Source organism: Curtobacterium sp. MCSS17_006, assembly GCF_003234215.1.
GTDB classification, from domain to species: domain Bacteria; phylum Actinomycetota; class Actinomycetes; order Actinomycetales; family Microbacteriaceae; genus Curtobacterium; species Curtobacterium flaccumfaciens.
Window position 1 is genome coordinate 14,554 of sequence record NZ_QKSO01000001.1, and the last position, 20,558, is coordinate 35,111.

At 71.8% G+C, this 20,558-nt stretch carries 24 protein-coding genes; 7 read left to right on the forward strand and 17 right to left on the reverse strand.

Annotated elements, in window-relative coordinates:
* Positions 1–83: 83 nt before the first annotated feature.
* From DEJ21_RS00070 to DEJ21_RS00080, 3 genes are all read right to left on the reverse strand, one after another.
* Entirely contained in the window at positions 84–1,559 is a 1,476-nt protein-coding gene (locus tag DEJ21_RS00070; protein WP_110859459.1) for an APC family permease, read from the reverse strand.
* 201 nt (positions 1,560–1,760) lie between these two features.
* Complete coding sequence (locus DEJ21_RS00075) at positions 1,761–2,633, reverse strand: hypothetical protein (RefSeq protein WP_111223325.1); 873 nt, start codon at positions 2,631–2,633, stop codon at positions 1,761–1,763.
* Between the two features lie 18 nt (positions 2,634–2,651).
* Positions 2,652–3,473 carry an alpha/beta fold hydrolase gene (locus tag DEJ21_RS00080; RefSeq protein ID WP_111223326.1) on the reverse strand — a complete coding sequence of 274 codons (822 nt, stop codon included), beginning with the start codon at positions 3,471–3,473 and terminating at the stop codon, positions 2,652–2,654.
* Between the two features lie 211 nt (positions 3,474–3,684).
* On the opposite strand from DEJ21_RS00080, the gene DEJ21_RS00085 reads away from it, so the two are divergent.
* Entirely contained in the window at positions 3,685–4,251 is a 567-nt protein-coding gene (locus DEJ21_RS00085; RefSeq protein WP_111223327.1) for a hypothetical protein, read from the forward strand.
* A 9-nt stretch (positions 4,252–4,260) separates the two neighbouring features.
* Complete coding sequence (locus tag DEJ21_RS00090; protein ID WP_111223328.1) at positions 4,261–4,854, forward strand: TetR/AcrR family transcriptional regulator; 594 nt, start codon at positions 4,261–4,263, stop codon at positions 4,852–4,854.
* Positions 4,855–4,858: 4 nt separating this feature from the next.
* On the opposite strand, the gene DEJ21_RS00095 is transcribed toward DEJ21_RS00090, so the two are convergent.
* The 4 genes from DEJ21_RS00095 to DEJ21_RS00110 are packed head-to-tail and all read right to left on the reverse strand — an operon-like array spanning position 4,859 to position 7,506.
* Entirely contained in the window at positions 4,859–5,119 is a 261-nt protein-coding gene (locus DEJ21_RS00095; RefSeq protein WP_071250103.1) for a type II toxin-antitoxin system RelE/ParE family toxin, read from the reverse strand.
* Positions 5,116–5,376 (reverse strand): type II toxin-antitoxin system prevent-host-death family antitoxin, encoded by a 261-nt coding sequence (locus DEJ21_RS00100; protein ID WP_071250100.1) that lies wholly within the window; start codon positions 5,374–5,376, stop codon positions 5,116–5,118. The genes DEJ21_RS00095 and DEJ21_RS00100 overlap by 4 nt, the downstream gene beginning before the upstream one ends.
* A 28-nt stretch (positions 5,377–5,404) precedes the next feature.
* The gene (locus DEJ21_RS00105) at positions 5,405–5,917 is read right to left on the reverse strand and encodes a methylated-DNA--[protein]-cysteine S-methyltransferase (protein WP_111028941.1); all 513 of its coding nucleotides are present in this window, start codon (positions 5,915–5,917) and stop codon (positions 5,405–5,407) included.
* Positions 5,914–7,506: an AlkA N-terminal domain-containing protein gene (locus DEJ21_RS00110; protein WP_111223329.1), complete on the reverse strand. Its 1,593-nt coding sequence runs from the start codon at positions 7,504–7,506 to the stop codon at positions 5,914–5,916. The genes DEJ21_RS00105 and DEJ21_RS00110 overlap by 4 nt, the downstream gene beginning before the upstream one ends.
* Before the next feature lie 89 nt (positions 7,507–7,595).
* On the opposite strand from DEJ21_RS00110, the gene DEJ21_RS00115 reads away from it, so the two are divergent.
* Positions 7,596–8,195: a molybdenum cofactor biosysynthesis protein gene (locus DEJ21_RS00115; RefSeq protein WP_258374792.1), complete on the forward strand. Its 600-nt coding sequence runs from the start codon at positions 7,596–7,598 to the stop codon at positions 8,193–8,195.
* A 63-nt stretch (positions 8,196–8,258) separates the two neighbouring features.
* Here the strand turns inward: DEJ21_RS00115 and DEJ21_RS00120 are convergent, their stop codons facing one another.
* The 5 genes from DEJ21_RS00120 to folE form a co-directional block, all read right to left on the reverse strand.
* Positions 8,259–8,801, reverse strand: coding sequence for a type 1 glutamine amidotransferase domain-containing protein (locus DEJ21_RS00120; RefSeq protein ID WP_027466778.1), 543 nt, complete (start codon positions 8,799–8,801; stop codon positions 8,259–8,261).
* Positions 8,802–9,057: 256 nt separating this feature from the next.
* Positions 9,058–9,711: an HAD-IA family hydrolase gene (locus DEJ21_RS00125; RefSeq protein WP_111223331.1), complete on the reverse strand. Its 654-nt coding sequence runs from the start codon at positions 9,709–9,711 to the stop codon at positions 9,058–9,060.
* A 54-nt stretch (positions 9,712–9,765) separates the two neighbouring features.
* Positions 9,766–10,515, reverse strand: coding sequence for a pyrimidine reductase family protein (locus DEJ21_RS00130; protein ID WP_258374793.1), 750 nt, complete (start codon positions 10,513–10,515; stop codon positions 9,766–9,768).
* A complete protein-coding gene (folP, locus tag DEJ21_RS00135) occupies positions 10,512–11,447 on the reverse strand; it encodes a dihydropteroate synthase (protein WP_111223333.1) in 936 nt (311 codons plus the stop codon). Before folP ends, DEJ21_RS00130 begins: the two co-directional genes overlap by 4 nt.
* Complete coding sequence (gene folE / locus DEJ21_RS00140) at positions 11,444–12,055, reverse strand: GTP cyclohydrolase I (protein WP_111223334.1); 612 nt, start codon at positions 12,053–12,055, stop codon at positions 11,444–11,446. The genes folP and folE overlap by 4 nt, the downstream gene beginning before the upstream one ends.
* 157 nt (positions 12,056–12,212) lie before the next feature.
* On the opposite strand from folE, the gene DEJ21_RS00145 reads away from it, so the two are divergent.
* On the forward strand, positions 12,213–13,688 hold the full coding sequence (locus DEJ21_RS00145; protein ID WP_111028934.1) for an NCS2 family permease: 1,476 nt from the start codon (positions 12,213–12,215) through the stop codon (positions 13,686–13,688).
* A gap of 155 nt (positions 13,689–13,843) precedes the next feature.
* Here the strand turns inward: DEJ21_RS00145 and DEJ21_RS00150 are convergent, their stop codons facing one another.
* Both DEJ21_RS00150 and DEJ21_RS00155 read right to left on the reverse strand, forming a co-directional pair.
* Complete coding sequence (locus tag DEJ21_RS00150; RefSeq protein ID WP_017887957.1) at positions 13,844–14,296, reverse strand: hypothetical protein; 453 nt, start codon at positions 14,294–14,296, stop codon at positions 13,844–13,846.
* Between the two features lie 141 nt (positions 14,297–14,437).
* On the reverse strand, positions 14,438–14,902 hold the full coding sequence (locus tag DEJ21_RS00155) for a hypothetical protein (RefSeq protein WP_027466785.1): 465 nt from the start codon (positions 14,900–14,902) through the stop codon (positions 14,438–14,440).
* A gap of 100 nt (positions 14,903–15,002) precedes the next feature.
* Here DEJ21_RS00155 and DEJ21_RS00160 point away from each other — a divergent pair, with 100 nt between their 5' ends.
* The 3 genes from DEJ21_RS00160 to DEJ21_RS00170 are packed head-to-tail and all read left to right on the forward strand — an operon-like array spanning position 15,003 to position 16,194.
* Positions 15,003–15,269 carry a hypothetical protein gene (locus DEJ21_RS00160; protein ID WP_035809269.1) on the forward strand — a complete coding sequence of 89 codons (267 nt, stop codon included), beginning with the start codon at positions 15,003–15,005 and terminating at the stop codon, positions 15,267–15,269.
* A 26-nt stretch (positions 15,270–15,295) separates the two neighbouring features.
* Complete coding sequence (locus DEJ21_RS00165; RefSeq protein ID WP_111223560.1) at positions 15,296–15,811, forward strand: DUF1697 domain-containing protein; 516 nt, start codon at positions 15,296–15,298, stop codon at positions 15,809–15,811.
* Positions 15,808–16,194, forward strand: coding sequence for a VOC family protein (locus tag DEJ21_RS00170; RefSeq protein ID WP_111023335.1), 387 nt, complete (start codon positions 15,808–15,810; stop codon positions 16,192–16,194). The genes DEJ21_RS00165 and DEJ21_RS00170 overlap by 4 nt, the downstream gene beginning before the upstream one ends.
* 24 nt (positions 16,195–16,218) lie before the next feature.
* On the opposite strand, the gene DEJ21_RS00175 is transcribed toward DEJ21_RS00170, so the two are convergent.
* The 3 genes from DEJ21_RS00175 to DEJ21_RS00185 all read right to left on the reverse strand — a co-directional run bounded on the left by DEJ21_RS00175 (position 16,219) and on the right by DEJ21_RS00185 (position 20,516).
* Complete coding sequence (locus DEJ21_RS00175) at positions 16,219–16,986, reverse strand: SDR family NAD(P)-dependent oxidoreductase (RefSeq protein WP_071406210.1); 768 nt, start codon at positions 16,984–16,986, stop codon at positions 16,219–16,221.
* A 178-nt stretch (positions 16,987–17,164) separates the two neighbouring features.
* On the reverse strand, positions 17,165–19,675 hold the full coding sequence (locus DEJ21_RS00180) for a glycoside hydrolase family 65 protein (RefSeq protein WP_111223335.1): 2,511 nt from the start codon (positions 19,673–19,675) through the stop codon (positions 17,165–17,167).
* Between the two features lie 73 nt (positions 19,676–19,748).
* Positions 19,749–20,516 carry an HAD family phosphatase gene (locus DEJ21_RS00185; RefSeq protein WP_111223336.1) on the reverse strand — a complete coding sequence of 256 codons (768 nt, stop codon included), beginning with the start codon at positions 20,514–20,516 and terminating at the stop codon, positions 19,749–19,751.
* Between the last annotated feature and the right edge of the window lie 42 nt (positions 20,517–20,558).

Here is a 20,558-nt window from a genome sequence, read left to right on the forward strand (position 1 = left end):
GTCCACACGTCGCGCCGCGGTCTGCGGGTGTGCAACGTGCGAACACCGGTGTTTTGCGGGCCAGGCCGACCCGCGGAACCGCCCTACTGCATGCGCTGGCCGACGCGGCTGTGCCGACGGCTGTAGCCGAAGTAGATGACGAAGCCGATGGCCAGCCAGACGACGAACCGGAGCCAGGTCTCGACCTCGAGGTTCAGCATCAGCCAGAAGCACAGCACCGCCGAGATGATCGGGAGCACCGGCGACCACGGCACCCGGAAGGCCCGCGGGGCGTCGGGCCGCGAACGACGCAGCACGACGATGCCGATCGACACCAGGACGAACGCGGACAGCGTGCCGATGTTGATCATGCCCTCGAGCTTGTCGACCGCGGTGAACCCGGCCAGCAGCGCCACGACGACACCGGCGACGACCTGCACGCGCACCGGCGTCTGCGTCTTCGGGTTGGTCTTCGAGAACCAGCGGGGCAGCAGGCCGTCGCGGCTCATCGAGAAGACGATGCGGGACAGCCCGAGCAGCAGCACCATGACGACGGTGGTCAGCCCGATCAGGGAGCCGATGGCGATGATGCCGGCGGCCCACGGCAGCCCGACGATGTCGAACGCCGACGCCAGGGACGGCGCCTTCTCCTCCGCCAGGCGCTGGTACGAGACCATGCCGGTGATGACGATGCTGACGCCGACGTAGAGCAGGGTCACGATGCCGAGGCCGATGAAGATCCCGCGCGGCAGGGTCTTCTGCGGGTTCTCGGTCTCCTCCGCGCTCGTGGCGACGACGTCGAAGCCGATGAAGGCGAAGAACACCAGGGACGCCGCGGCGAGCAGGCCGAAGACGCCGTACTGGGCGGGCTCGGCACCGGTGAACCACGACACGAGGGACTGGGTCCAGACGCTGCCCTCGGCACCCTTGGCGGGCTCGGCCGGCGGGATGAACGGGGTGAAGTTGGCGGCCTTGACGAAGAACGCACCGGCGACGATGACGAACACGACGATCGCGACCTTGATGACGGTGATGACCGCCGACACCCGCGACGACAGGCGGGTGCCGAAGGCGAGGAGCACCGTGAAGATCCCGACGATGAGCACCGGACCCCAGGTGAAGGGGATCGGGCCGAGCTGGATCGTGCTCGGCAGGGTGATGCCGAAGACGTCGAACGCGGTGCTCAGGTAGATGCCCCAGTACTTCGCGATCACGGCGCTGGCCGTGAGGGTCTCGAGGATGAGGTCCCAGCCCACGATCCAGGCGAGCAGCTCACCCATCGTGGCGTAGGTGAACGTGTACGCGGAGCCGGCGACGGGGATCGTCGACGCGAACTCGGCGTAGCACATGATCGCCAGGCCGCAGGTGACGGCGGCGAGCAGGAAGGAGATGATGACGCCGGGCCCGGCGAAGTTCGCGGCGGCGTTCGCGCCGACCGAGAAGATGCCGGCGCCGACGGCGACCGCGATCCCCATCGCGGCGATGTCGAACGTCTTCAGGGAGCGTTTCAGGGACCTGCCCTGCTCCTCGGAGTCGGCCAGGGAGGCCTCGATCGACTTGATGCGGAGCTTCGTTGCCATGGGGTGGATCCCGTCATCGGCTGGCGGCGGACCTCGGAAGGGTACTGGTGTACCACTGTGTCACGCAAAGCGTCCGCCCGGACGGTGGCTCGGTCCGGCGACGGCCGGGAGGCGCGGCGGCGGTCCGGCGCGTACCGCTCGGCCGGCCGATGGGTGCGTCCAGGGCCGCGGTCGCGTCAGCGGGGCGCGGTTGCGGCCGCGTCAGCGGCCGGCGCGCCAGTCCGCCAGGAACCGGGCTCCGGCCTCGTCGTGGATCACGCCGTCGGGCGCGGTGAGCACCGGGTACGGCGTGGCCGGCACCCCGTCGGCGGGACGGACGTCGACGTGTGCAACCTCGTGGCCGTGGGCGTGCAGCCAGTCCGCCATGGCGTAGTCGCTGCGGGAGTCCCCCACGGTGCGCCAGGTGACCGGGAGATCACCGTCCTGCCCGAGGAGCTCGAGCGAGCGCTCCGCCCCCAGGTCCTTGCCGCTGCGGTCGGACTCGACGTCGGTCGAGATGATCGTCGGGTCGATGCGCCACTGCACGGCACCGTCGGCGTCGGGCCGGACGTCGTCGAGGCGGCGGACACCGAGCCCGCGACGTTCGAGCGCGGTCATGGCCTTCGCGTCGAACTCCGGCTGGCGGGCCAGGTAGGTGGCGTTCGGCACCTCGACGCGCTGCTCGATCGACACCATGGCGCGCTTCGTCTCGTCGAAGAACACCAGGTCGGCGTACTCGTCCCGGACCAGCTCGCGCATCTCGTCGGCGTAGTCCCGCGGCAGCGCGAGGTCCTCGGCGACGGTCAGTTCGCCCATGCCGCCGTCGTACTGCGGGCCGATCGAGCACCACACGGCACCCTTCTCGCAGACGGCGTGGACGCGGCCACCCTCGGCGAGGCCCCCGGCGAGCAGCGGGCCGACGACCTCGGAGCGGATGAAGGCGTCGCTGCGGCCGGTGTTGAAGACGATCGGGATGCCCTCGGCGGCGAGCGCGACGAGGTCCGCGACGATGCTCGGAATCGCGATGGTGCGGGAGACCGGGCTGGCGATGGGCCCGTCGACGTCGAGCAGGAGACCGAGGCGGGGTGCGTTCACCCGCCCATCCTCTCGCAGTCAGCTGCTGGGCGAGGCGATCCGGCTCCGGACGCGGTCGATCAGGGCTCCGAGGGCTGCCGGGTCGGGGACGTGTCCCTGCCCGGGCACCTCGGCGTACTCCGAGCCGGGCACCGCGTCGACGAGGGCGCGGGCCGCTCGTCGCATCCACTCGAGTCCGTCGCCACCGGCGCCGACGAGCACCGGCACACCGACCGCGGCGGCAACGCGCTCCGGCACGGCGAGGCCGTTCAGCACCCGGACCTCGCGGCTCAGCACGTGGGCGTCGACCACCAGGGAGCGCCAGAGCGACCCCTTGAGCCGCAGGGCCGTGACCTGGCCCATCGGGACCCCGAGCACCTGGGTCAGGAACCCGCGGACGGCCTGGGCGCGGCGGCCGGCACCGACGTGTTCGTCGAGCAGGTCGGCGAACACGACGTCGTCGGCGTGCGGGTCGACCGAGGCGCGGTACGGCGGTTCCCACAGGACGGCGCCGTCGACGGGCAGTCCGGTGGCGAGCCCGTGCAGGACGACACCGGCGCCGACGCAGATGCCGACGGCGGTGGTCGGTGCGCCGATGCTCTCGACGACGGCGCGCAGGTCGTCGACCTCGCGCTCGATGGCCCACGTCGCGGAGTCACCGCTGGCACCACGGCCACGGCGGTCGTAGGTCACCACGCGGTGCGTCGAGCCGAGCTCGGCGACCACGCGGTCGAGGTACGGGGTCCCGCGGTGGTCGAAAGCACCGCCCACGACGACGACCGCCGGCCCGTCCCCTGCCTCGGAGACGGCGATGGTGGTGCCGTCGGAGGAGACGACCGTTCGGTCGACTGGAGGGAGCATGGGGTCCTTTGCGAGCTGTCGACGGCGATGCGTCGGGCCTCGGAGGGGACCGTGCGGATTACCGGTCCTCCGAGTGTCGCAGGCATGGGAGTCCGTGTCTCCCCCCGCTTCCAGGGGCAGGACCCCGCCGCTCGACACCGTGGTGGTCGCGGTGTCATGCTGTTTGAGTACACATGTACTCAAACGAACACCGGCACTGCAACGGGGAACCATGACACTCATCGCCATCGTCGCCTGCGAGATCGCCTTCTGGGTCGCGATCCTCGGCGGCCTGACCACCCGGTACCTGCTGCGACGGCCGCGCACGGGTGCGGCGATGCTCGTCGCGGCACCCGTGATCGACGTCGTGCTGCTCGCGGTCGTCACGGTCGACCTGCTCGGTGGCGGAACCGCGTCGTGGCACCACGGACTCGCGGCGATCTACATCGGCTTCTCGGTCGCGTACGGGCACCGGATGATCGCGTGGGCGGACGTCCGGTTCACGCACCGGTTCGCCGGGGGTCCCGCGCCGGAGCGTCTGAGTGGACGGCGGTACACGGCCCGGTGCTGGGGCGACGTGCTGCGGACCGGGCTCGCCGTGCTGATCGCCGGCGGGATCGTCGGTGCGCTCGTCCTCGTCGTCGGCGACCCGGAGCGCACGGACGAGCTGCAGGGCACGGTCGCACTGCTCGGGGTCGTCCTGGGCGTCGAACTGCTGTGGGCGATCAGTTACACGATCTGGCCGCGCCGAGTCACCACCGCAGCCGCGGACCCGGCGGAAGCTTCGAGCCGGCCGTAGGCTGACCCGGTGCCCCGCCGTGTCGACCTCGAGGAACGGGGATCCCTGGTGGCTGCGGCCTGCCTGCGGATCCTGGAGCGGGACGGCCTCAGCGCGCTGTCCGTGCGGAACGTCGCGGACGAGGCCGGCATCGCCCCGGCGTCACTCCGCCGCGTGTTCCCGACGCAGCACGCCCTGCGCGAACACTGCCTGACGATCATCGAGGAACGGGTCACCGCTCGGCTCGCCGCCCTGCGTTCGACGGGTCGTGCGCTCGCGCTGGACGTCCTCGCCCAGGTGCTGCCGCTCGATGCCGAGCGCACGACCGAGATCCTGGCGCAGGTGCAGCTCGGCGTGCTCGCGCGCACCGACGACCACCTGGCTGCGAGTGCCCGACGCCTGAACGACGGGGTCCGCCGGGTGTGCACCCGGGCGCTGGAGATCCTGCGCGAGGACGGCGGCTTCGGCGACGGTCGCGACCTGACCGACGAGGCCGACCGGCTGCACGCGCTGATCGACGGGCTGGCGGTCGAGCACACGTGGGATCCCGCGGCACGGGCGCCCGAGCGGGTCCTGGCGCTCGTCGAGCTGCACGTGGACAGCCTGCGCGGCGCGATCGCCTGACGCCTCAGCGACCCCGGTAGACCTCGCGCCGGTGCCCGGCGCGCACGACGACGACCACGAGCCGCCCATCGTCGATCAGGTAGATCACGCGGTAGTCACCGACCCGGACACGCCATTCCGGGCTGTTGACGAGTCGACGAGCCGCGGGTGGACGTGGCTCGTCAGCCAGGATCGCGAGAACCCCTTCGACGAGTCGTCGGGCATGTGGCGGCAGTTTGCGGATGGCACGCCCCGCACTCGGCTCGAACTCGATGTCGTAGGTCATCCCAGACCGAGTTCGCGCCTGAGGTCCTCCCACTTGACGTTCTCGCCGCCGATCCGCTCGTTCTCGAGTCGGGCCTCTTCCACCGCCTTCAGGTCGTCCAGGTCCTCCGCCGCCTCGAGCAACCGGTCGAGGACGGCCGCGTCGACCACGGCCGCGACGCGCTTGTTGCGCCGGGTCAGGTAGACGGGTTCGTGCCGGGCGTCGTCGATGATCGACGCCAGGCGGCCACGGGCTTCGGAGATCGACACTTCGCTCACCTGTACATTCTAGAGCGTTTTGTACAAGTCAGACGAGTGCCGTGGTGCCGACCGACTCCCGTTCGAGCAGGGACCGCTTGACGTCGAGGCCCCAGGCGAAGCCGCCGAGCGTGCCGTCCGAGCGCAACACCCGGTGGCACGGGACGAAGAGCGCCGGGGCGTTCCGGGCGCACACGCTCGCCGCCGCCCGCACGGCGTCGGGCCGGCCCATCGCCGCCGCGAACCCGGTGTAGGTCAGGGTGCCGCCGGCGGGGATCCGGCGGAGCTGGCGCCACCCCTCGGTGAACAGCTCCGTACCGAACTGGCGCACGGGCACCTGCATGGCGTGCTCGACCTCGCCCGAGTAGAAGGCGTCGACCGCGTCGGCCGAGGCGACCACGCCGTCGAGCACCCGGTCGGGACGGTGGCGGTCGGCCAGACGGGCGAGGATCCGCTCGACGGAGTCGGTCCACCCGGACGCGAGGACCCTGCCCTCGGCGTCTTCGAGCACGGTGAACGCCCCGTCGGGGGTGTCCAGGGTCTGGATGGTTGCGTCGGTCATCGGTCGTCCTTCCGGGGGTCCTCGGGGGCACGGGCTGCACGGGCGCCGGCGGTCGCGGTCATCGCGCGGTCGATGATCGGTCGCCAGCAGTGCATCGTGAGGTAGCTCCGCCAGGGGGCCACCTGCTCCGACCATAGGGAGAGCTCGCGCGCCGTTCCGGGCAGCCCGAGTTCCTGTGCACCGTTCCGCACGGCGAGGTCGCTGTGGAGGAAGATGTCGGGGTGGTGCCGGACCCGCAGCGCGACGTAGTCGGCGGTCCACGGCCCGATGCCCTTCACCGCGAGGAGTCCGTCGCGCAGGTCACCGAGGGACTGCCCACCGTCCACCACCAGGGACCCGTCGGCGAGCGCCGCAGCCACCCGCAGGATCGTGTCGACGCGGGCGGCCGGGCCGCGCAGCACCTCGTGCCCGCGTTCGGCGATCACCGCCGCCGACGGGAAGAGCAGCCCGCCGGGCCGGATCGCGTCGGGCACCGGCGCACCGAGCGCGGCCACGAGCCGGGTCTGGGCGGTGCGCGCCGCGGCCACCGAGACCTGCTGCCCGATCAGGGTGCGGAACACGATCTCGTGGGCGTCCACCGCGCCGGGGAGCCGGAGGCCGGGCACCCGTGCGACGGGGCCGGCGAGCTCGGGCACGGCTCCGAGGACGGCGTCGACGGCGACCGGGTCGGCGTCGAGGTCGAACAGTGCCCGGACACGCGCCACGAGGGCCGGCAGGTCGGAGAGGTCGGCGACCCGCACGCGCAGGTCGATCCCCGTGCCCCGACCGGCCACGTCGGGGACGGCGGCCGACGCGCTGAACCAGCCCGGGCCTCCAGGCAGGTCGACCAGCCGCCCGTACGACGTGACCCGGCCCGTGGGGTCGGTGTCCACCTGCTCCGTGCCCGGCAGGGCGTGCAGCGCGTGCCAGTCGAGCAGGCCCTGCGCGTCGAAGGGTGCCCGGGCCGGCAGGTGGACGTGCAGTGCGCCGTCGCCGCCGTCCGTGGCACCGTCGCCTCGCCCGGACCGGCGTGCGCGGAGCTCGGTCGGGGTGACGGCGAAGACCTCGCGCACGGTGTCGTTGAACTGCCGGACGCTGGCGAAGCCCGCGGCGAACGCGACGTCGGCGACGGGCAGGTCGGACGAGGTGAGCAGGGTCCGCGCGGTCTGCGCCCGGTGCGCCCGGCTGAGCGCCTTCGGCCCGGCGCCCAGCTCGGCCGTCATGATGCGGTTGAGCTGCCGCTCCGAGTAGCCCACGCGCGCGGCGAGCCCGGGGACGCCGTCGCGCTCGACGACACCGTCGAGGACGAGTCGCATCGCCCGGCCGGCGACGTCCTCGCGCAGGTCCCACTCGGGGCTGCCGGGGGTCGCCTCGGGCAGGCAGCGCTTGCAGGCGCGGAAGCCGGCCAGGTGCGCTGCGGCGCTCGTGCGGTAGAAGGTGACGCCCGAGACCCTCGGCGTGCGGGCCGGGCAGCTGGGCCGGCAGTAGATGCCGGTGGAGTGCACGGCGGTGACGAACTGGCCGTCGAAGCGTGCGTCGCGCGAGGCGACGGCGCGGTGCCGTTCGGCGTGCAGCGCGTCCGGCTGTACGTCGGTGTCCGGGGTGGTCATGGGCTCAGCCTGACATGCGCCGCCGACGTCGACTGGCGGGAATCGGACGGAGCAGCGCACGGCCGGGAGGCCCGGCTAGCGTTGGCCGGGTGACTTCCGCAGACGACGTGGCCGGTCTCGACGACCTGCCGTTCCGGACCGAGGTCGAGGTCGCGCTGCTGCTCGTCTCGCCGCGGCACCGGTACGAGGGGCGCCCGGCCGACGGCGCGCTGCCGGTGGGCGCGGACGATCCGGACGAGTCACGCGACCGGATCGAACTGCGGGCCGGGCTGGGCATCGTCGGCGACCGGTACTTCGCGGCCCGGGCGCACGTGCACGCCTCGGTCACGGTGATCGGGCTGGAGGGGCTCGAAGCCGTCGGCACGGCGATCGGCGCCTCCGTCGACCCCGCTGCGACCCGGCGGAACGTGTTCCTCCGCGGTGCCGACGTCGAGGCGCTGCGGGGCGAGCCGTTCTCGCTGGAGAGCCTGCTTTCCGGTGGCGACGGCAGCGACGACCTCGGCCGTGCCGTCCGGTTCCGTGGCTACCGGGCGGCGAACCCCTGCGCCTGGATGGACCACGAGGTGGCCCCCGGGGCGTTCCGGGCGATGCGCGGCCGGGGCGGCGTGCGGTGCGATCCGGAGTCCGACGGTGTGCTCACCCTCGGACCCGCGGTGCTCCGCACGGCCCGCCCCGTGGCGCTCGGCTGACGCGGTCGCCGGGCGGGGCGACCGCCCTGCGCCGGCCGAGACTCGGCTCAGACGGCGCAGTGCTCAGGCGGTGAGGGCGCTCTCGATCGCGTCGACGAACGCCGGCAGGTCGTCCGGGGTGCGGGAGGTGATGAAGCCGCCGTCGACCTGGACCTCCTGGTCGACCCACTCGGCACCGGCGTTGCGCAGGTCCGTCTGCAGCGACGGGAACGAGGTGACGGTCTTGCCGGACAGCACACCCGCCTCGACGAGGGTCCACGGGCCGTGGCAGATCGCCGCGACCGGCTTGCTCGCCTCGGCGAAGGCCTGTACGAGCGTCGCCGCGCGGGACTCCTGGCGCAGCGTGTCGGCGTTGATCGTGCCGCCGGGGATGACGAGGGCGTCGAAGTCCTTCGCGTCGACACCGGCGATGGTGGTGTCCGGCTCGAGCGTCTGCCCCGGGTCCTTGTCGCCGACCAGGGTCTGGATCGTGCCGGTCTCCTTCGCCGCCACGGTCACCGAGGCACCGCGCTCACGCAGCTGCTCGGTGGGGACGACGATCTCGTCCTGCTCCACGCCGTAGTTCGTCGTGATGACGAGGACCTTCTTGCCGTCGAGGGTTGCCATGATCGCTCCTTCCGCGGCCCGGTCGTTCCGGCCGCACACCAGAGGGTCGTCGGCGTCGGCTGGGCAGGCCTCCAGGGGCGGCTCGGGGGTCCGGTCGGGCGATCGGCCGGTCGCGACTCCCCGCTCACGTCCGCCGGGCGGTCGCGAAGTGTCGCCTGGCGGCGGCGCAGCCGACGGCCCCTGACCACTCGGCGCAGGCCGGGCGGGGTGTCCTGACCGACGGCAGACCGCCAGCCGGGCAGGACGGGCGCCGCGCTCAGCCGCGGATGCGGAAGGCCTCGCTGTCGCGCTCGACAGTGAGCCCGTCGTACCCGTGCAGTCGGTGCAGGCCGACCGTCACCGGGTGCTCGAGGGGCCCGACGACGACCGTGGTCGCGCCGGAGGCGATGGCGGACTCCAGTCCGGCCGGGGCGTCCTCGAACGCCACGCAGTCGGTCGGGTCGACGCCGAGCAGGGCAGCTCCGCGCAGGTAGCCGTCGGGGTGGGGCTTGCCGTGTTCGACGGCCTCCGAGGGCACGAAGGCCTCGGGCACGGCGAACCCTGCGGCGGCCATCCGGCCCGCGGCGAGGTCTCGCGGGGCACTCGTCACGAGGGCCACCGGGACGCCGAGTTCGACGAGCCGCTGCACGAAGGCGACGGCGCCGGGGATCTCGAGGATGCCCTCGGTGCTCGCGGTCTCCTCGGCGACGAGTTCCGCCGCGATCCGCTGCTGCTCGGCCAGGGGCAGGTCGGGGAGGAAGCGCCGCAGGGTGTCGATCGCCTGCCGTCCGTGCGAGAACGCGAGGATCTCGTCCGGGTCGATGCCGTTCGCGTGGCCGAACCGGGTCCAGGTCGCCTCGACCACCGCGGTCGAGTCGACGAGGGTCCCGTCCATGTCGAAGAGGACCCCGGACGCCACGATGTCGATCACGCGCCCGACCCTAGCCCACGGGGGTCAGCGCGCCCCGGCACCAGCGCGGACGGGTCAGCGCGCCCGGACGTACCGGGTGAGCAGCACGCCGTCGGCGCCGAGCAGCACGTGCGCCGGTCGCATCCGCCGGAGTTCCGGCGAGGACCCCCGGGCGATGCGCGGCCCCTCCCCGCCCTCGAGCGACGGGTCGATCGTCAGGGTCAGCTCGTCGACGGCGTCCGCGGCGATGAGCGCCCCGAGGAACGACGGCCCGCCCTCGCAGTGGATCGTCCCGAGGCCACGGTCGGCCAACACGTCTCGGATCCGCCCGGCGTCCACCGAGTCCGGCTCGTCGTCCGCGCTGCAGGGCACGACGTCGGCGACCTCGGCGAGCGCCTGGGCCTTCGACGACGCAGCCGCCGTCGCCGACGTCAGGACGATCGGGCGCACCGGCGCCTCGGTGAACACTCGAGACCCCGGGTCGAGCGACAGCGAGCCGGTGACGATCGCGAACACGGGGTGGTCCGGCTTGCCGTGCGCCCGACGCCAGGCGACGTCGGCGTCGTGCAGGACCATCGGCCCGTAGCCCTCGTCACGGACGGTACCGGCGGCGACGAGCACGACGTCGGCCACCCGGCGGAGCAGGTCGAAGACGCGCAGGTCGTCGTCGCCGCCGAGCGACCCGGACACCCCCGAAGCCGAGGCCGAACCGTCCAGCGTCGCGACGAAGTTCACCCGGAGCCAGGGGGCCCCGGCGTAGGCGGTGTAGAGGTCGAGCAGGTCGTCGTCGGACAGGTCCGCGATCGACGGGGGCAGGACGTTCACGTGTTGTGCCTCGATTCCACGGGGGTGCGCCATCCGAGCGTGGCCTCGACCATGCGCATCGCGTCGACGCTCTCGTCGACGTCGTGCATCCGGACGATCCGGGCGCCGAGCATCGCGCTCACGGTCGCGACGGCGAGCGATCCGGAGAGCCGTTCCCCGCGGGGGCGTCCGAGCGACTCCCCCACGAAGTCCTTGTTCGACACCGCGGCGAGGACCGGGTAGCCGAGCGCGACGACCTCGGGCAGCCGACGGGTGAGCTCGAGGGTGTGCACGGTGTTCTTGTGCAGGTCGTGGCCCGGGTCGACGATGATCCGCGATTCGGGGATGCCCGCGGCGAGCGCCCGGTCGACCCGTTCGCGCAGGAACGCGACGACCTCGCCCGCGATGTCGCCGTACTGCGGCGGCGCGGGCAGCGGACGACGGGGTTCCGCGAGCGAGTGCGTGATGACGACGGTGGCCTCGGAGTCGGCGACCACGGCGGCCATCCGCGGGTCGGACAGGCCGGTGGTGTCGTTGACGACGGTCGCCCCGGCTGCGATCGCCGCTGCGGCGACCTCCGGGCGGAAGGTGTCGACGCTGATGACGACGTCGGACTGCTGGGCGAGCTGCTCGACGACGGGCACGACGCGGTCGATCTCGTCGGAGGCGGGCAGTTCCGGACCGGGGGCGAACTTCACGCCGCCGATGTCGACCCAGTCGGCGCCCTGCTCGGCTGCGCGCACCGAGGCGGCGACGGCCCGGTCGAGCTCGAAGGTGGCGCCGCGGTCGTGGAACGAGTCGGGCGTGCGGTTCACGATCGCCATCACGGCGATGCGGTGGTCGAAGTCGATGGTGCGGCGGCCGAACGTCCGGACCGGGTGGCGCAGGTCCGGCACGACCCAGCCGGGGCTGGCCGTGCCGGGTCCGGCTGCGCCGTCCGGGAGGCCCGTCATGCGTCCGCCCCGGCACGCTCGTCGTGCCCGGCGTCGGTCCCACGCCCCGCGCCGATGAGCGCGATCGCCTCGGCTCGTCCCGCGGCGTCGGCGAGCGAACCGTTCGCCGCCACCGTCACCGTCGTCGAACCGGTCTGGCGCTCCCCGCGCGTCGTGACGCACTGGTGCTGCGCGTCGAGGACCACCAGGACGCCCTCTGCGCCGAGCCCCTCGGCGATGGTCGCGGCGACCTGTTCGCCGAGCCGCTCCTGCAGCTGCGGACGGGAGGCCACCGCGTCGAGCACCCGCGCCAGCGTGCCGAGCCCGATGAGGCGGTCGCCGGGGGCGTACGCCAGGTGCGCGACCCCGAGGAACGGCAGCAGGTGGTGCTCGCAGACGGAACGGAACTTCACGTCCCGGACGATGACGAGCCGACCGCGCTCACCGTCCTCGGCGTGCACGGTGCCGTCCCGGGCGATGGCGACCGCGTCGGTGCCGATCCCGGAGAAGAACTCGGCGTACGAGTCGGCGACCCGGGCGGGGGTGCGGGTGAGTTCCGGGCGGTCGGGATCCTCGCCGATGGCGAGCAGCAGCTCGCGGACGGCGGCCTCCACACGGGCGCGGTCCATGGGTGACGTCACCCGTTCATCCAACACCAGCCATGGCCGGAGAACGCGGGCAGACGCCCAGCGCGAGGTGCGCGAACCGCGTGGAACGGGCCTCCCGGCCGTCACAACCTGTGAGACCGGTGTGACACGCCCGAAACCCAGCGTCCTTTAAACTCTCGTGGTGAGCGCCCCGCAGACCGACACCACGCCCCGGAACCGCTTCGCGACCGGCCTCGATCGATTCTTCTCCATCACGCAACGCGGATCGTCGATCCCCCGCGAGGTCCGCGGTGGCCTCGTCTCGTTCGTGACGATGGCGTACATCGTCATCCTGAACCCCCTCATCCTCGGCGGGTTCAGCGCCGACCAGGCCGCCAAGGACGTCAGCGGCGGATGGCTCGAGAACGCTCAGGTGGCCGCGGCGACCGGTCTCGTCGCCGGCGTCATGACCATCGCGATGGGCATCATCGCGAACCTGCCGTTCGGCATCGCCGCGGGGCTCGGGATCAACTCGTTCCTCGCCGTCAGCGTCGTGCACCAGGTCACCTGGGCCGAGGCGATGGGCCTGGTGGTCATCAACGGTGTGATCATCGTGATCCTCGCGCTGACCGGCATCCGGACGATGATCTTCACCGCCGTCCCCGCACAGCTCAAGGCCGCGATCACGGTCGGCATCGGCCTGTTCATCGCGTTCATCGGGCTCGTCGACTCCGGCTTCGTGCGGTCCTCCGGGCTCGCGTCGCCGCCGCTGCAGCTCGGCGAGGACGGCTCCGTCGGGGCCCTGCCGACCATCGTGTTCCTCATCGGCCTGATCATCATCGGCACGCTGATGGCCCGCCGGGTCAAGGGTGCGCTGCTCATCGGCATCGTCGCGACCACGATCATCGCGATCATCCTGCAGGCGATCTTCCAGGTGCCGACCTCGGTCGACTCGAAGACCGGCTGGAACCTCAACGCCCCCGGCCTGCCGAACGCACTCTTCGCCGTGCCGGACCTGTCGCTCGTCGGCCACGCCGACGTCTTCGGTGCCTTCACCCGCATCGGCCCGCTCGCCGCGTCGATGCTCGTCTTCACCCTCGTCTTCACGAACTTCTTCGACGCCATGGGCACCATGACCGGTCTGGCCAAGGCCGCCGGTGTCGCGAAGCCCGACGGCACGTTCCCCCGCCTGAAGTCGGCGCTCGTCGTCGAGGGCGTCGGCGCGATCGCCGGTGGTGGCGCGTCGGTGTCGTCGAACACCGTCTTCATCGACTCGGCCTCCGGCATCGGCGAGGGCGCCCGCACGGGCATGGCCTCGGTCGTCACCGGCCTGCTGTTCCTGGCGTCGATGTTCCTCACGCCGCTCACCCAGGTCGTCCCGCTCGAGGTCGCCGCCGCCGGGCTCGTCGTCGTCGGTGCGCTCATGGTCGCGCAGGTCGCGGACATCTCGTGGTCGGACTTCGGCTCGGCCCTGCCGGCGTTCCTGACGATCGTCGTCATGCCGCTGACCTACTCGATCGCGAACGGCATCGGCGCCGGCTTCATCAGCTGGGTGCTCATCAAACTGCTGTCCGGCCGTGGCCGCGAGGTCTCGTGGCTGCTCTACGTCGTGGCCGCGGGCTTCCTGCTGTACTTCGCGCGCGGGCCGCTGGAGGCGCTGCTCGGCGTCGGCTGAGGCGTTCCTGCTGGGCCTGCTGATCGGGGTCTGGCTGGACCTGGCGCAAGACGCCGTCGTGTCATCGAGACGCCGCCGAATCCGGCGGCGTCTCGATGTTTCTGGGGCGTCTTCCGCAGGACGCCGGTGTCTTCCGCAGGCCTGGAGGCCCGTGGTCAGTCCGGCAGGTCGCTCGGCGTCGCCTCGTGGTGGCGCTGGTCCTGGGTGCGACGGTCTTCCTTCATGCCCGCCTCGAACAGGTGGCGGCGGCCCTGCACGAGCTCGTCGCGCGCGGTGCGCTCGAGCTCCTTGGCGAGGGCGTAGTAGCCGTCGTCGTAGTCCTCGACGATCTGGAACGTCCAGCGGCCCGCGATGACGTTGCGGCCCACGAGTTCGGTGTCGATGCGCTCGGCGAGTTCGGTGTGCCCGGCCTTCCGCAGCTGCTCGACCGCCTCACCGAGGTTCAGGTCAGCGGTGCCGGTCAGGCGGTGGAACCCGTAGAGCAGGCCACGGGCGTGCTCGATGACCTCGACCGCGGCGGACAGGCTGCCGAGCGCCTCGACCGTGGCCTCGGACACCCCCTCGGGAACCTGGTGCTGCGCGTCGGGGCCCTGTGCGTCGTTCGTCATGGGTCCCGTCTACACGAGGGGTGCCGAGGCCGAGCGCAGTCACTTCGTCTGGTTGGGGTGGTGCGTGGGGTCAGCCGATCCCACGCGGCAGCGAATGCGTTCCGCTGCACCGCCACCCCGCCGCGCCGGCCCGCCACCGCGTCAGGGCTTCTCGACGCGGATCGGCTCGGCGAGGATCTCCGGCTCTCCGGTGTCCCAGCCCGCGGCGATCGCCTCGGCACTGTTGCGCCACGCCTGCATCTCGAGCAGGAGTCTGCGCGGCTGCCGGAGCGAGAACGAGCCACGGGCGACGTCGACGATCTCCCGGGCGAAGCGCTGCTGGTCTGCGGCGCTGAGGAGCTTGATCCACGGGTACGGGATCGCCAGCCGATCGTGGAGTGGCAGTTGCTCGTTGAGCGTCACCGCGGCGATGAGCTGCGCCGCGATGTCGAGCACTGCGTCGTCGTCGTCGGATCGTTCCTTCGTGGTGAGGACGAGGGGCTTCCCGTCGCGACGGGTGACCTCGAGCGGGGCTTCCTCGGCGGCAGCGAACACCTGCTTGGCGTGGCGGGAGAGGTCAGAGGACTGCACCGACCGTCGGGATCGGGGCGGAGCGACGAGCGTCATGGATCGAGCCTATTCAGAACGTGTTCTGAATGCAACGGTCAGTTGCGACGTCGGAGGTCGGCACCTACCATTCGAACACACGTTCGAATGAGGAGACCCGATGATGATCACCGACACGGCCGCCACGGTGTGGTGGGCCGAGGGCACGCCGACGCGGCTCGTGTGGGCCGGACGGCGCTGGCGGGTGAGCGACACCCCCACCCGGCTGACCGTGACGCGCGCCGAGCTGCCCACCGCGATCACCCACGCGCCCGAGCGCACGGTGGGCTGGCGGTTCCAGGCGACCAGCGACGACGACGGTGAGGCCCTGGTGGTCGACATCGTGCCGCAGGGTGCCGGTTGGGGCGTGGCCCGGACGTGGACGTGAGCGGCCCGGACCGCTACCGTCCGGACATGGACAGGTGGGTGGCGCTGCTGCGCGGCGTCAACGTGAACGGCATCACGATCCGGAGCGCCGAGCTCGCGGAGCTCTTCCGAGGGCTCGGGTTCGACGACGTCCGCACCGTGCTCGCTTCGGGCAACGTCGTGTTCTCCGCCGACGTGCCCGCCGAGCAGCTCAAGACGTCGATCGAGCAGGGCTTGCGCGACCGGTTCGGGTACGACGCCTGGATCGTGCTCGTCCGGCACGACGCCCTCGCGGCCGTGGTCGACGGGTTCCCCTTCGAGCGCGCCGACGAACGGCACGACTACGTCGTGTTCGGGTCCGACGACGGTGCGCTCGACGCGTTGGTCGCGGACCTCGAACTCGACGAGTCGGTCGAGCAGGTCACCCGCGGGGACGGCGTCGTCTACTGGTCGTGTCCGAAGGGGTCGAGCACCGACACCGTGTTCGCCAAGCGGGCCGCCGCCGCCCGCTTCAAGCACACGACGACGACCCGCAACACGAACACCCTGCGGAAGCTCCTGTGACGCTCGGCACGCTGCACCACGTCGAGCTCCGCACCGCCGACCTCGACACCGCCGTCGGCCCCTGGGGCTGGCTGCTCGGAGAACTCGGCTACGAGCCGTTCCAGCGCTGGGAGCACGGCCGGAGCTGGCGGCTCGGCCCGTTGTACGTCGTCCTCGAATCGGCGCCGCTGGACGGCGACCACGACCGGCGCCGCCCGGGGCTCAGCCACCTGGCGTTCCACGCCGGTACTGCCGAGACCGTGGAGCGGCTCTGGGCCGAGGCTCCCGGTCACGGCTGGGCACGCCTGTACGAGGACCGGCACCCGTTCGCCGGTGGCCCGGAGCACCACGCGGCCTTCCTCGAGGACGCCGAGCGGTTCAAGGTCGAGCTCGTCGCCAGCTGACGGTGCCGCCGACGCCGGGGTGGCTCAGGCCTGCGGCGGCTGCCCGTTGCTCGCCATGGTGCCGCCGTCCACCGGCAGGACCGCACCGGTGATGAACGAGGCCGCGTCGCTGGCCAGGAACAGGATCGCCTCGGCGACCTCGGCAGAGCGACCCCCGCGGCCGAGGGCGATGCGCTCGGTGAACTTCGACTGCAGGGCCTCGTCCTCCGCCTGCTCCTGGGTCAGGTCGGTCCAGATGAGTCCCGGAGCGACGGCGTTGACGCGCACGCCGAACTGTCCGTTGTCGAGCGCGGCGGCCTTGGTGAAGTTCGTCACGCCACCCTTCGCCGCGTTGTAGGGACTCATCCGCCAGTCGGCGTCCTCACCGGAGACCGACGAGGTGTTGACGATCGACCCCTTCGTCTCGCGCAGGAACGGCAGGGCCGCCCGGGTGCCGTAGAACACACCGGACAGGTCGGTCTCGATGACCCGGCGCCACTCGGCCGTGCTGATGTCGGTGATGTCGCCCGAGCTGAAGGTCCCGGCGTTGTTCACCAGGACGTCGAGCCGGTCGAAGCGGTCGATCGCCGCCGAGACGACGGTCTCCCAGTCCTCCGGGCTCGCCACGTCGGCGTGCAGGGCGACGACCCGGTGCGTCGGCAGGGAGTCACCCACCGCGCGGACCTTCTCCTCGACGCTGTCGGTCAGCACGACCGACGCACCCTCGTCGATGAACGCCCGCGCCGTCGCCTCACCGATGCCGGACCCTGCGCCCGTGACGATCGCGACCTTGCCCTCGAACCGGTTGCCCATGATGTCTCCTCTCGTTGCACGAACCGTGCCCGGGGAGACGCCATCGACCCGAGGGGCACGGCAGACCACGGTGCCCCGGGCCGGCTGGACGCGCTCGGAGGCGCGGGAACACCCCGACATGCACGACGCCCCGGCACAGCGAGGCTGAGCCGGGGCGACGAGCGGACGTGACGAGGCGTCAGCCGGTCGAGTCGTCGAGGTCGAAGTCGCGCTCCAGGGAGATCGTCGGGATCGACGCGGTGATGACCGAGCCGTCCGCACGCAGCGTGCCCTGGATGTCGCTCGTGGTCGGGGCGTGCCCGGACATCCGCGGCCCGTGGTGCGGCAGCGGCACCACGGTGGGCTCCCCCGCCTCGACGTCCCACTGCTGGTTGTGCACCCACACCGTGAAGCCCGAACCGGTCTCGACCGTGAGCGTCATGGCTTCCTGCTCGAGGTCGACCCGGACCCGCGATCCGCGCACCGTCAGGCGGTAGGACAGACGATCCCAGTGCTTCGGCAGCCGCGGGTTGAAGCTCATCCGACCGCCGTGGTCGCGCATGCCACCGAAGCCGTTGACGAGCGCACCCCAGATGCCACCGGTCGACGCGATGTGCACGCCGTCCGAGGTGTTGCCGTGCAGGTCCGCCAGGTCGACGTAGAGCGCGGTCTGGAAGTACTGGTCGGCGAGGTCGTGGTACCCGACCTCGGCCGCCATGATCGACTGCACGACCGCGGACAGCGTCGAGTCGCCGGTGGTGAGTGCGTCGTAGTAGTCGAAGTCGCGACGCTTCTCGGCTGCCGTGAACTCGTGCCCCTGCAGGAACAGCGCGAGCACGACGTCGGCCTGCTTGAGCACCTGGAACCGGTAGATCACCAGCGGGTGGTAGTGGAGCAGCAGGGGGCGCTTGGACTCCGGGGTGTTCTCGAGGTCCCAGAGTTCCTTGTCGAGGAACTGGGCGTCCTGCGGGTGGATGCCGCGGTGCGGGTCGAAGGGGATCTCCATCGACTCGGCGGCGTGCTCCCACTCGACGAGCTCGTCCGGCTGCAGACCGGTCCGGCGCACCATGCGGTCGTACTCTTCGGCGTCGTCGGCGGCGAGCTCGCGGCAGGCGTTGACGGCGAACCACAGGTTCGCCCGCGCCATGACGTTCGTGTAGAGGTTGTCGTCGACGACGGTCGTGTACTCGTCCGGCCCGGTGACGCCGTCGATGTGGAACTTCTTGTCGCCGTTGGACCGCCAGAACCCGAGGTCGGCCCAGAGCCGCGCGGTCTCGACGAGCACGTCGATGGCGCCGCGCTTCAGGAACTCGCGGTCGCCCGAGGCCCGCACGTACTGCATGAGCGCATGCGAGATGTCGGCGTCGATGTGGTACTGCGCGGTGCCGGCGGCGTAGTACGCGCTGGACTCCTCGCCGTTGATCGTCCGCCACGGGAACAGGGCGCCGCGCTGGTTCAGCTCCCGGGCCCGCGCCCGTGCCGCGTCGAGCATGTTGTAGCGGAAACGCAGGGCGTTCCGGGCGACGATCGGCGCCGTGTACGACAGGAACGGCAGGACGTAGATCTCCATGTCCCAGAAGTAGTGGCCGCCGTAGCCGGAGCCGGTGACGCCCTTCGCGGCGATGCCGTGGCCGTCGGTGCGGGCGGTGGCCTGCGCGAGCTGGAAGAGGTTCCAGCGGACGGCCTGCTGGATCGCGGGCTGGCCGGCGATCTCGACGTCGCTGCGGGCCCAGTAGTCGTCGAGCCACTCGCGCTGCTTCGCGAAGGTCTCGTCGACGTTCTCGGCGTGCGCGCGGTCGAGCGTGCGGTCGCACCGGTCGGCGAGTTCGCGCACGGGCACCCCGCGGGAGGTGTGGTAGACCACGTGCTTCACGAGCCGGATGGGCTGCCCCGCGCGGGCCTGCACCCGGTAGACGTGCTTCGCCAGGTCGTCCTCGATCGACGACGACTCGTCCCAGCTGTTCTCGGTCTCGATGTGGTGCTCGACGCCGACGCAGATCGTCATGCCGGAGCTGGACGCCTGGTACCCCAGGACCGAACGGCCGCCGGTGCTGCGCTTGAGCTTCGGCACGAGCACCCGCTCGGTGAACGACTCGGCCTTGCGCGGGTCGAAGGCGTTCGCCGCGGCCCGCATGCCGGCGTGGTACTCGTCCTGCACGTCCTGGCGGTTGAGGATCTGGCTGGACAGCAGGATCGAGGCGTCCGCGTCGAGCACGGTGACCTCGTAGTCGATGACGGCGAGGTGCCGGTCGGTGAACGACACGAGTCGACGTGCCCGGATGAGCACCCGCTTGCCGGACGGCGTCGACCACTCGGTCTCGCGGAACAGGTAGCCGCCGCGGAACTCCAGCCGACGGGTGTGCCGGAGGATGTCGGCCTCGGCCAGCACGAGCGGCTCGTCGTCGACGTAGAGGCGGATGACCTTGGCGTCCGGCGCGTTGATGATCGTCTGCCCGGTCTTCGCGAAGCCGAAGGCGTCTTCCGCGTGCCGGATCGGCCAGGTCTCGTGGAACCCGTTGATGTACGTGCCGTACTGCACGCCGCCACGGCCTTCGTCGAGGTTCCCGCGCAGGCCGAGGTACCCGTTGCCGACGGCGAAGTTCGTCTCGGCGACGCCCTGCTCGTCGGGGGTGTACTCGGTCTCGACGAGGGCCCACTCGTCGATCGGGTAGCGGACGCGGTCGAGGGGGTCCGAGGTGATGGGGTTCATGCTGCTCCGTGGGAAGGGAGGGAGATGGGTACGTCGGTGCGGCCGGCAGCCAGGGAGCGTCCGGCCCAGTGGCCTACGTCGTGCTGGTGGCCGGTGCGGGCAGCTGGTCGATGAGTTCGTCGAGGTCGGACACGACGACGTCGGCACCGTGCTCGCGCAGGGCGTCCGCCCCGGCACCGCGGTCGACACCGACGACGAGACCGAACGACCCGTTGCGGCCGGCTTCGACCCCGCTCGTGGCGTCCTCGACCACGACGCACTCGGCGGCGGTGAGCCCGAACCGGGTCGCTGCGTCGAGGTAGGTGTCGGGCGCCGGCTTGCCGGTCAGGCCGTCCTGGCGCGCGACGAGCCCGTCGACGACGACGGGGAACCGGTCGAGGATGCCCGCCGTCCGGAGCACCGACGTGGCGTTCGCCGAGCTGGAGACGACCGCGACGGACATGCCTGCGGCGATCGCGGCGGTCAGGAACCGGAGCGAGCCCGGGTAGGGCTCGACGCCGTGCTCGTCGAGCTCGGCGGTGAACTCCGCGTTCTTCCGGTTGCCGAGCCCGCACACGGTGTCGGTGTCGGGCGCGTCGTCGGGGGTGCCCTGCGGCACGTCGATGCCGCGCGACTCGAGCAGCGAACGCACCCCGTCGTAGCGGGGCTTGCCGTCGATGGAGGTGAAGTAGTCCTGCTCGGTGTACGGCGCGACTCCGTGCGCTTCGAGGTACGGCGTGAACAGTCGGCTCCAGGCCCGCATGTGGACGTCGGCGGTCGGGGTGAGCACGCCGTCGAGGTCGAACAGGAGCGCCCGCTGGTCACTGAGTCGCGCGGGCGTGCGGTGGTCCTGCGTCGTCATCTGCGGTCCTCCGGGGACTGGTGGTGGACGTGTGGCTCCCGA

Bases quoted from the DNA above. Each gene is read 5' to 3' on its own strand.
- DEJ21_RS00070 (WP_110859459.1), bottom strand. From the start codon at position 1,559: ATGGCAACGAAGCTCCGCATCAAGTCGATCGAGGCCTCCCTGGCCGAC.
- DEJ21_RS00080 (WP_111223326.1), bottom strand. From the start codon at position 3,473: ATGCTCCCTCCAGTCGACCGAACGGTCGTCTCCTCCGACGGCACCACC.
- DEJ21_RS00085 (WP_111223327.1), top strand. From the start codon at position 3,685: ATGACACTCATCGCCATCGTCGCCTGCGAGATCGCCTTCTGGGTCGCG.
- DEJ21_RS00095 (WP_071250103.1), bottom strand. From the start codon at position 5,119: ATGACCTACGACATCGAGTTCGAGCCGAGTGCGGGGCGTGCCATCCGC.
- DEJ21_RS00105 (WP_111028941.1), bottom strand. From the start codon at position 5,917: ATGACCGACGCAACCATCCAGACCCTGGACACCCCCGACGGGGCGTTC.
- DEJ21_RS00110 (WP_111223329.1), bottom strand. From the start codon at position 7,506: ATGACCACCCCGGACACCGACGTACAGCCGGACGCGCTGCACGCCGAA.
- DEJ21_RS00120 (WP_027466778.1), bottom strand. From the start codon at position 8,801: ATGGCAACCCTCGACGGCAAGAAGGTCCTCGTCATCACGACGAACTAC.
- folP (WP_111223333.1), bottom strand. From the start codon at position 11,447: ATGACGGGCCTCCCGGACGGCGCAGCCGGACCCGGCACGGCCAGCCCC.
- folE (WP_111223334.1), bottom strand. From the start codon at position 12,055: ATGGACCGCGCCCGTGTGGAGGCCGCCGTCCGCGAGCTGCTGCTCGCC.
- DEJ21_RS00150 (WP_017887957.1), bottom strand. From the start codon at position 14,296: ATGACGAACGACGCACAGGGCCCCGACGCGCAGCACCAGGTTCCCGAG.
- DEJ21_RS00155 (WP_027466785.1), bottom strand. From the start codon at position 14,902: ATGACGCTCGTCGCTCCGCCCCGATCCCGACGGTCGGTGCAGTCCTCT.
- DEJ21_RS00160 (WP_035809269.1), top strand. From the start codon at position 15,003: ATGATGATCACCGACACGGCCGCCACGGTGTGGTGGGCCGAGGGCACG.
- DEJ21_RS00165 (WP_111223560.1), top strand. From the start codon at position 15,296: ATGGACAGGTGGGTGGCGCTGCTGCGCGGCGTCAACGTGAACGGCATC.
- DEJ21_RS00175 (WP_071406210.1), bottom strand. From the start codon at position 16,986: ATGGGCAACCGGTTCGAGGGCAAGGTCGCGATCGTCACGGGCGCAGGG.
- DEJ21_RS00180 (WP_111223335.1), bottom strand. From the start codon at position 19,675: ATGAACCCCATCACCTCGGACCCCCTCGACCGCGTCCGCTACCCGATC.
- DEJ21_RS00185 (WP_111223336.1), bottom strand. From the start codon at position 20,516: ATGACGACGCAGGACCACCGCACGCCCGCGCGACTCAGTGACCAGCGG.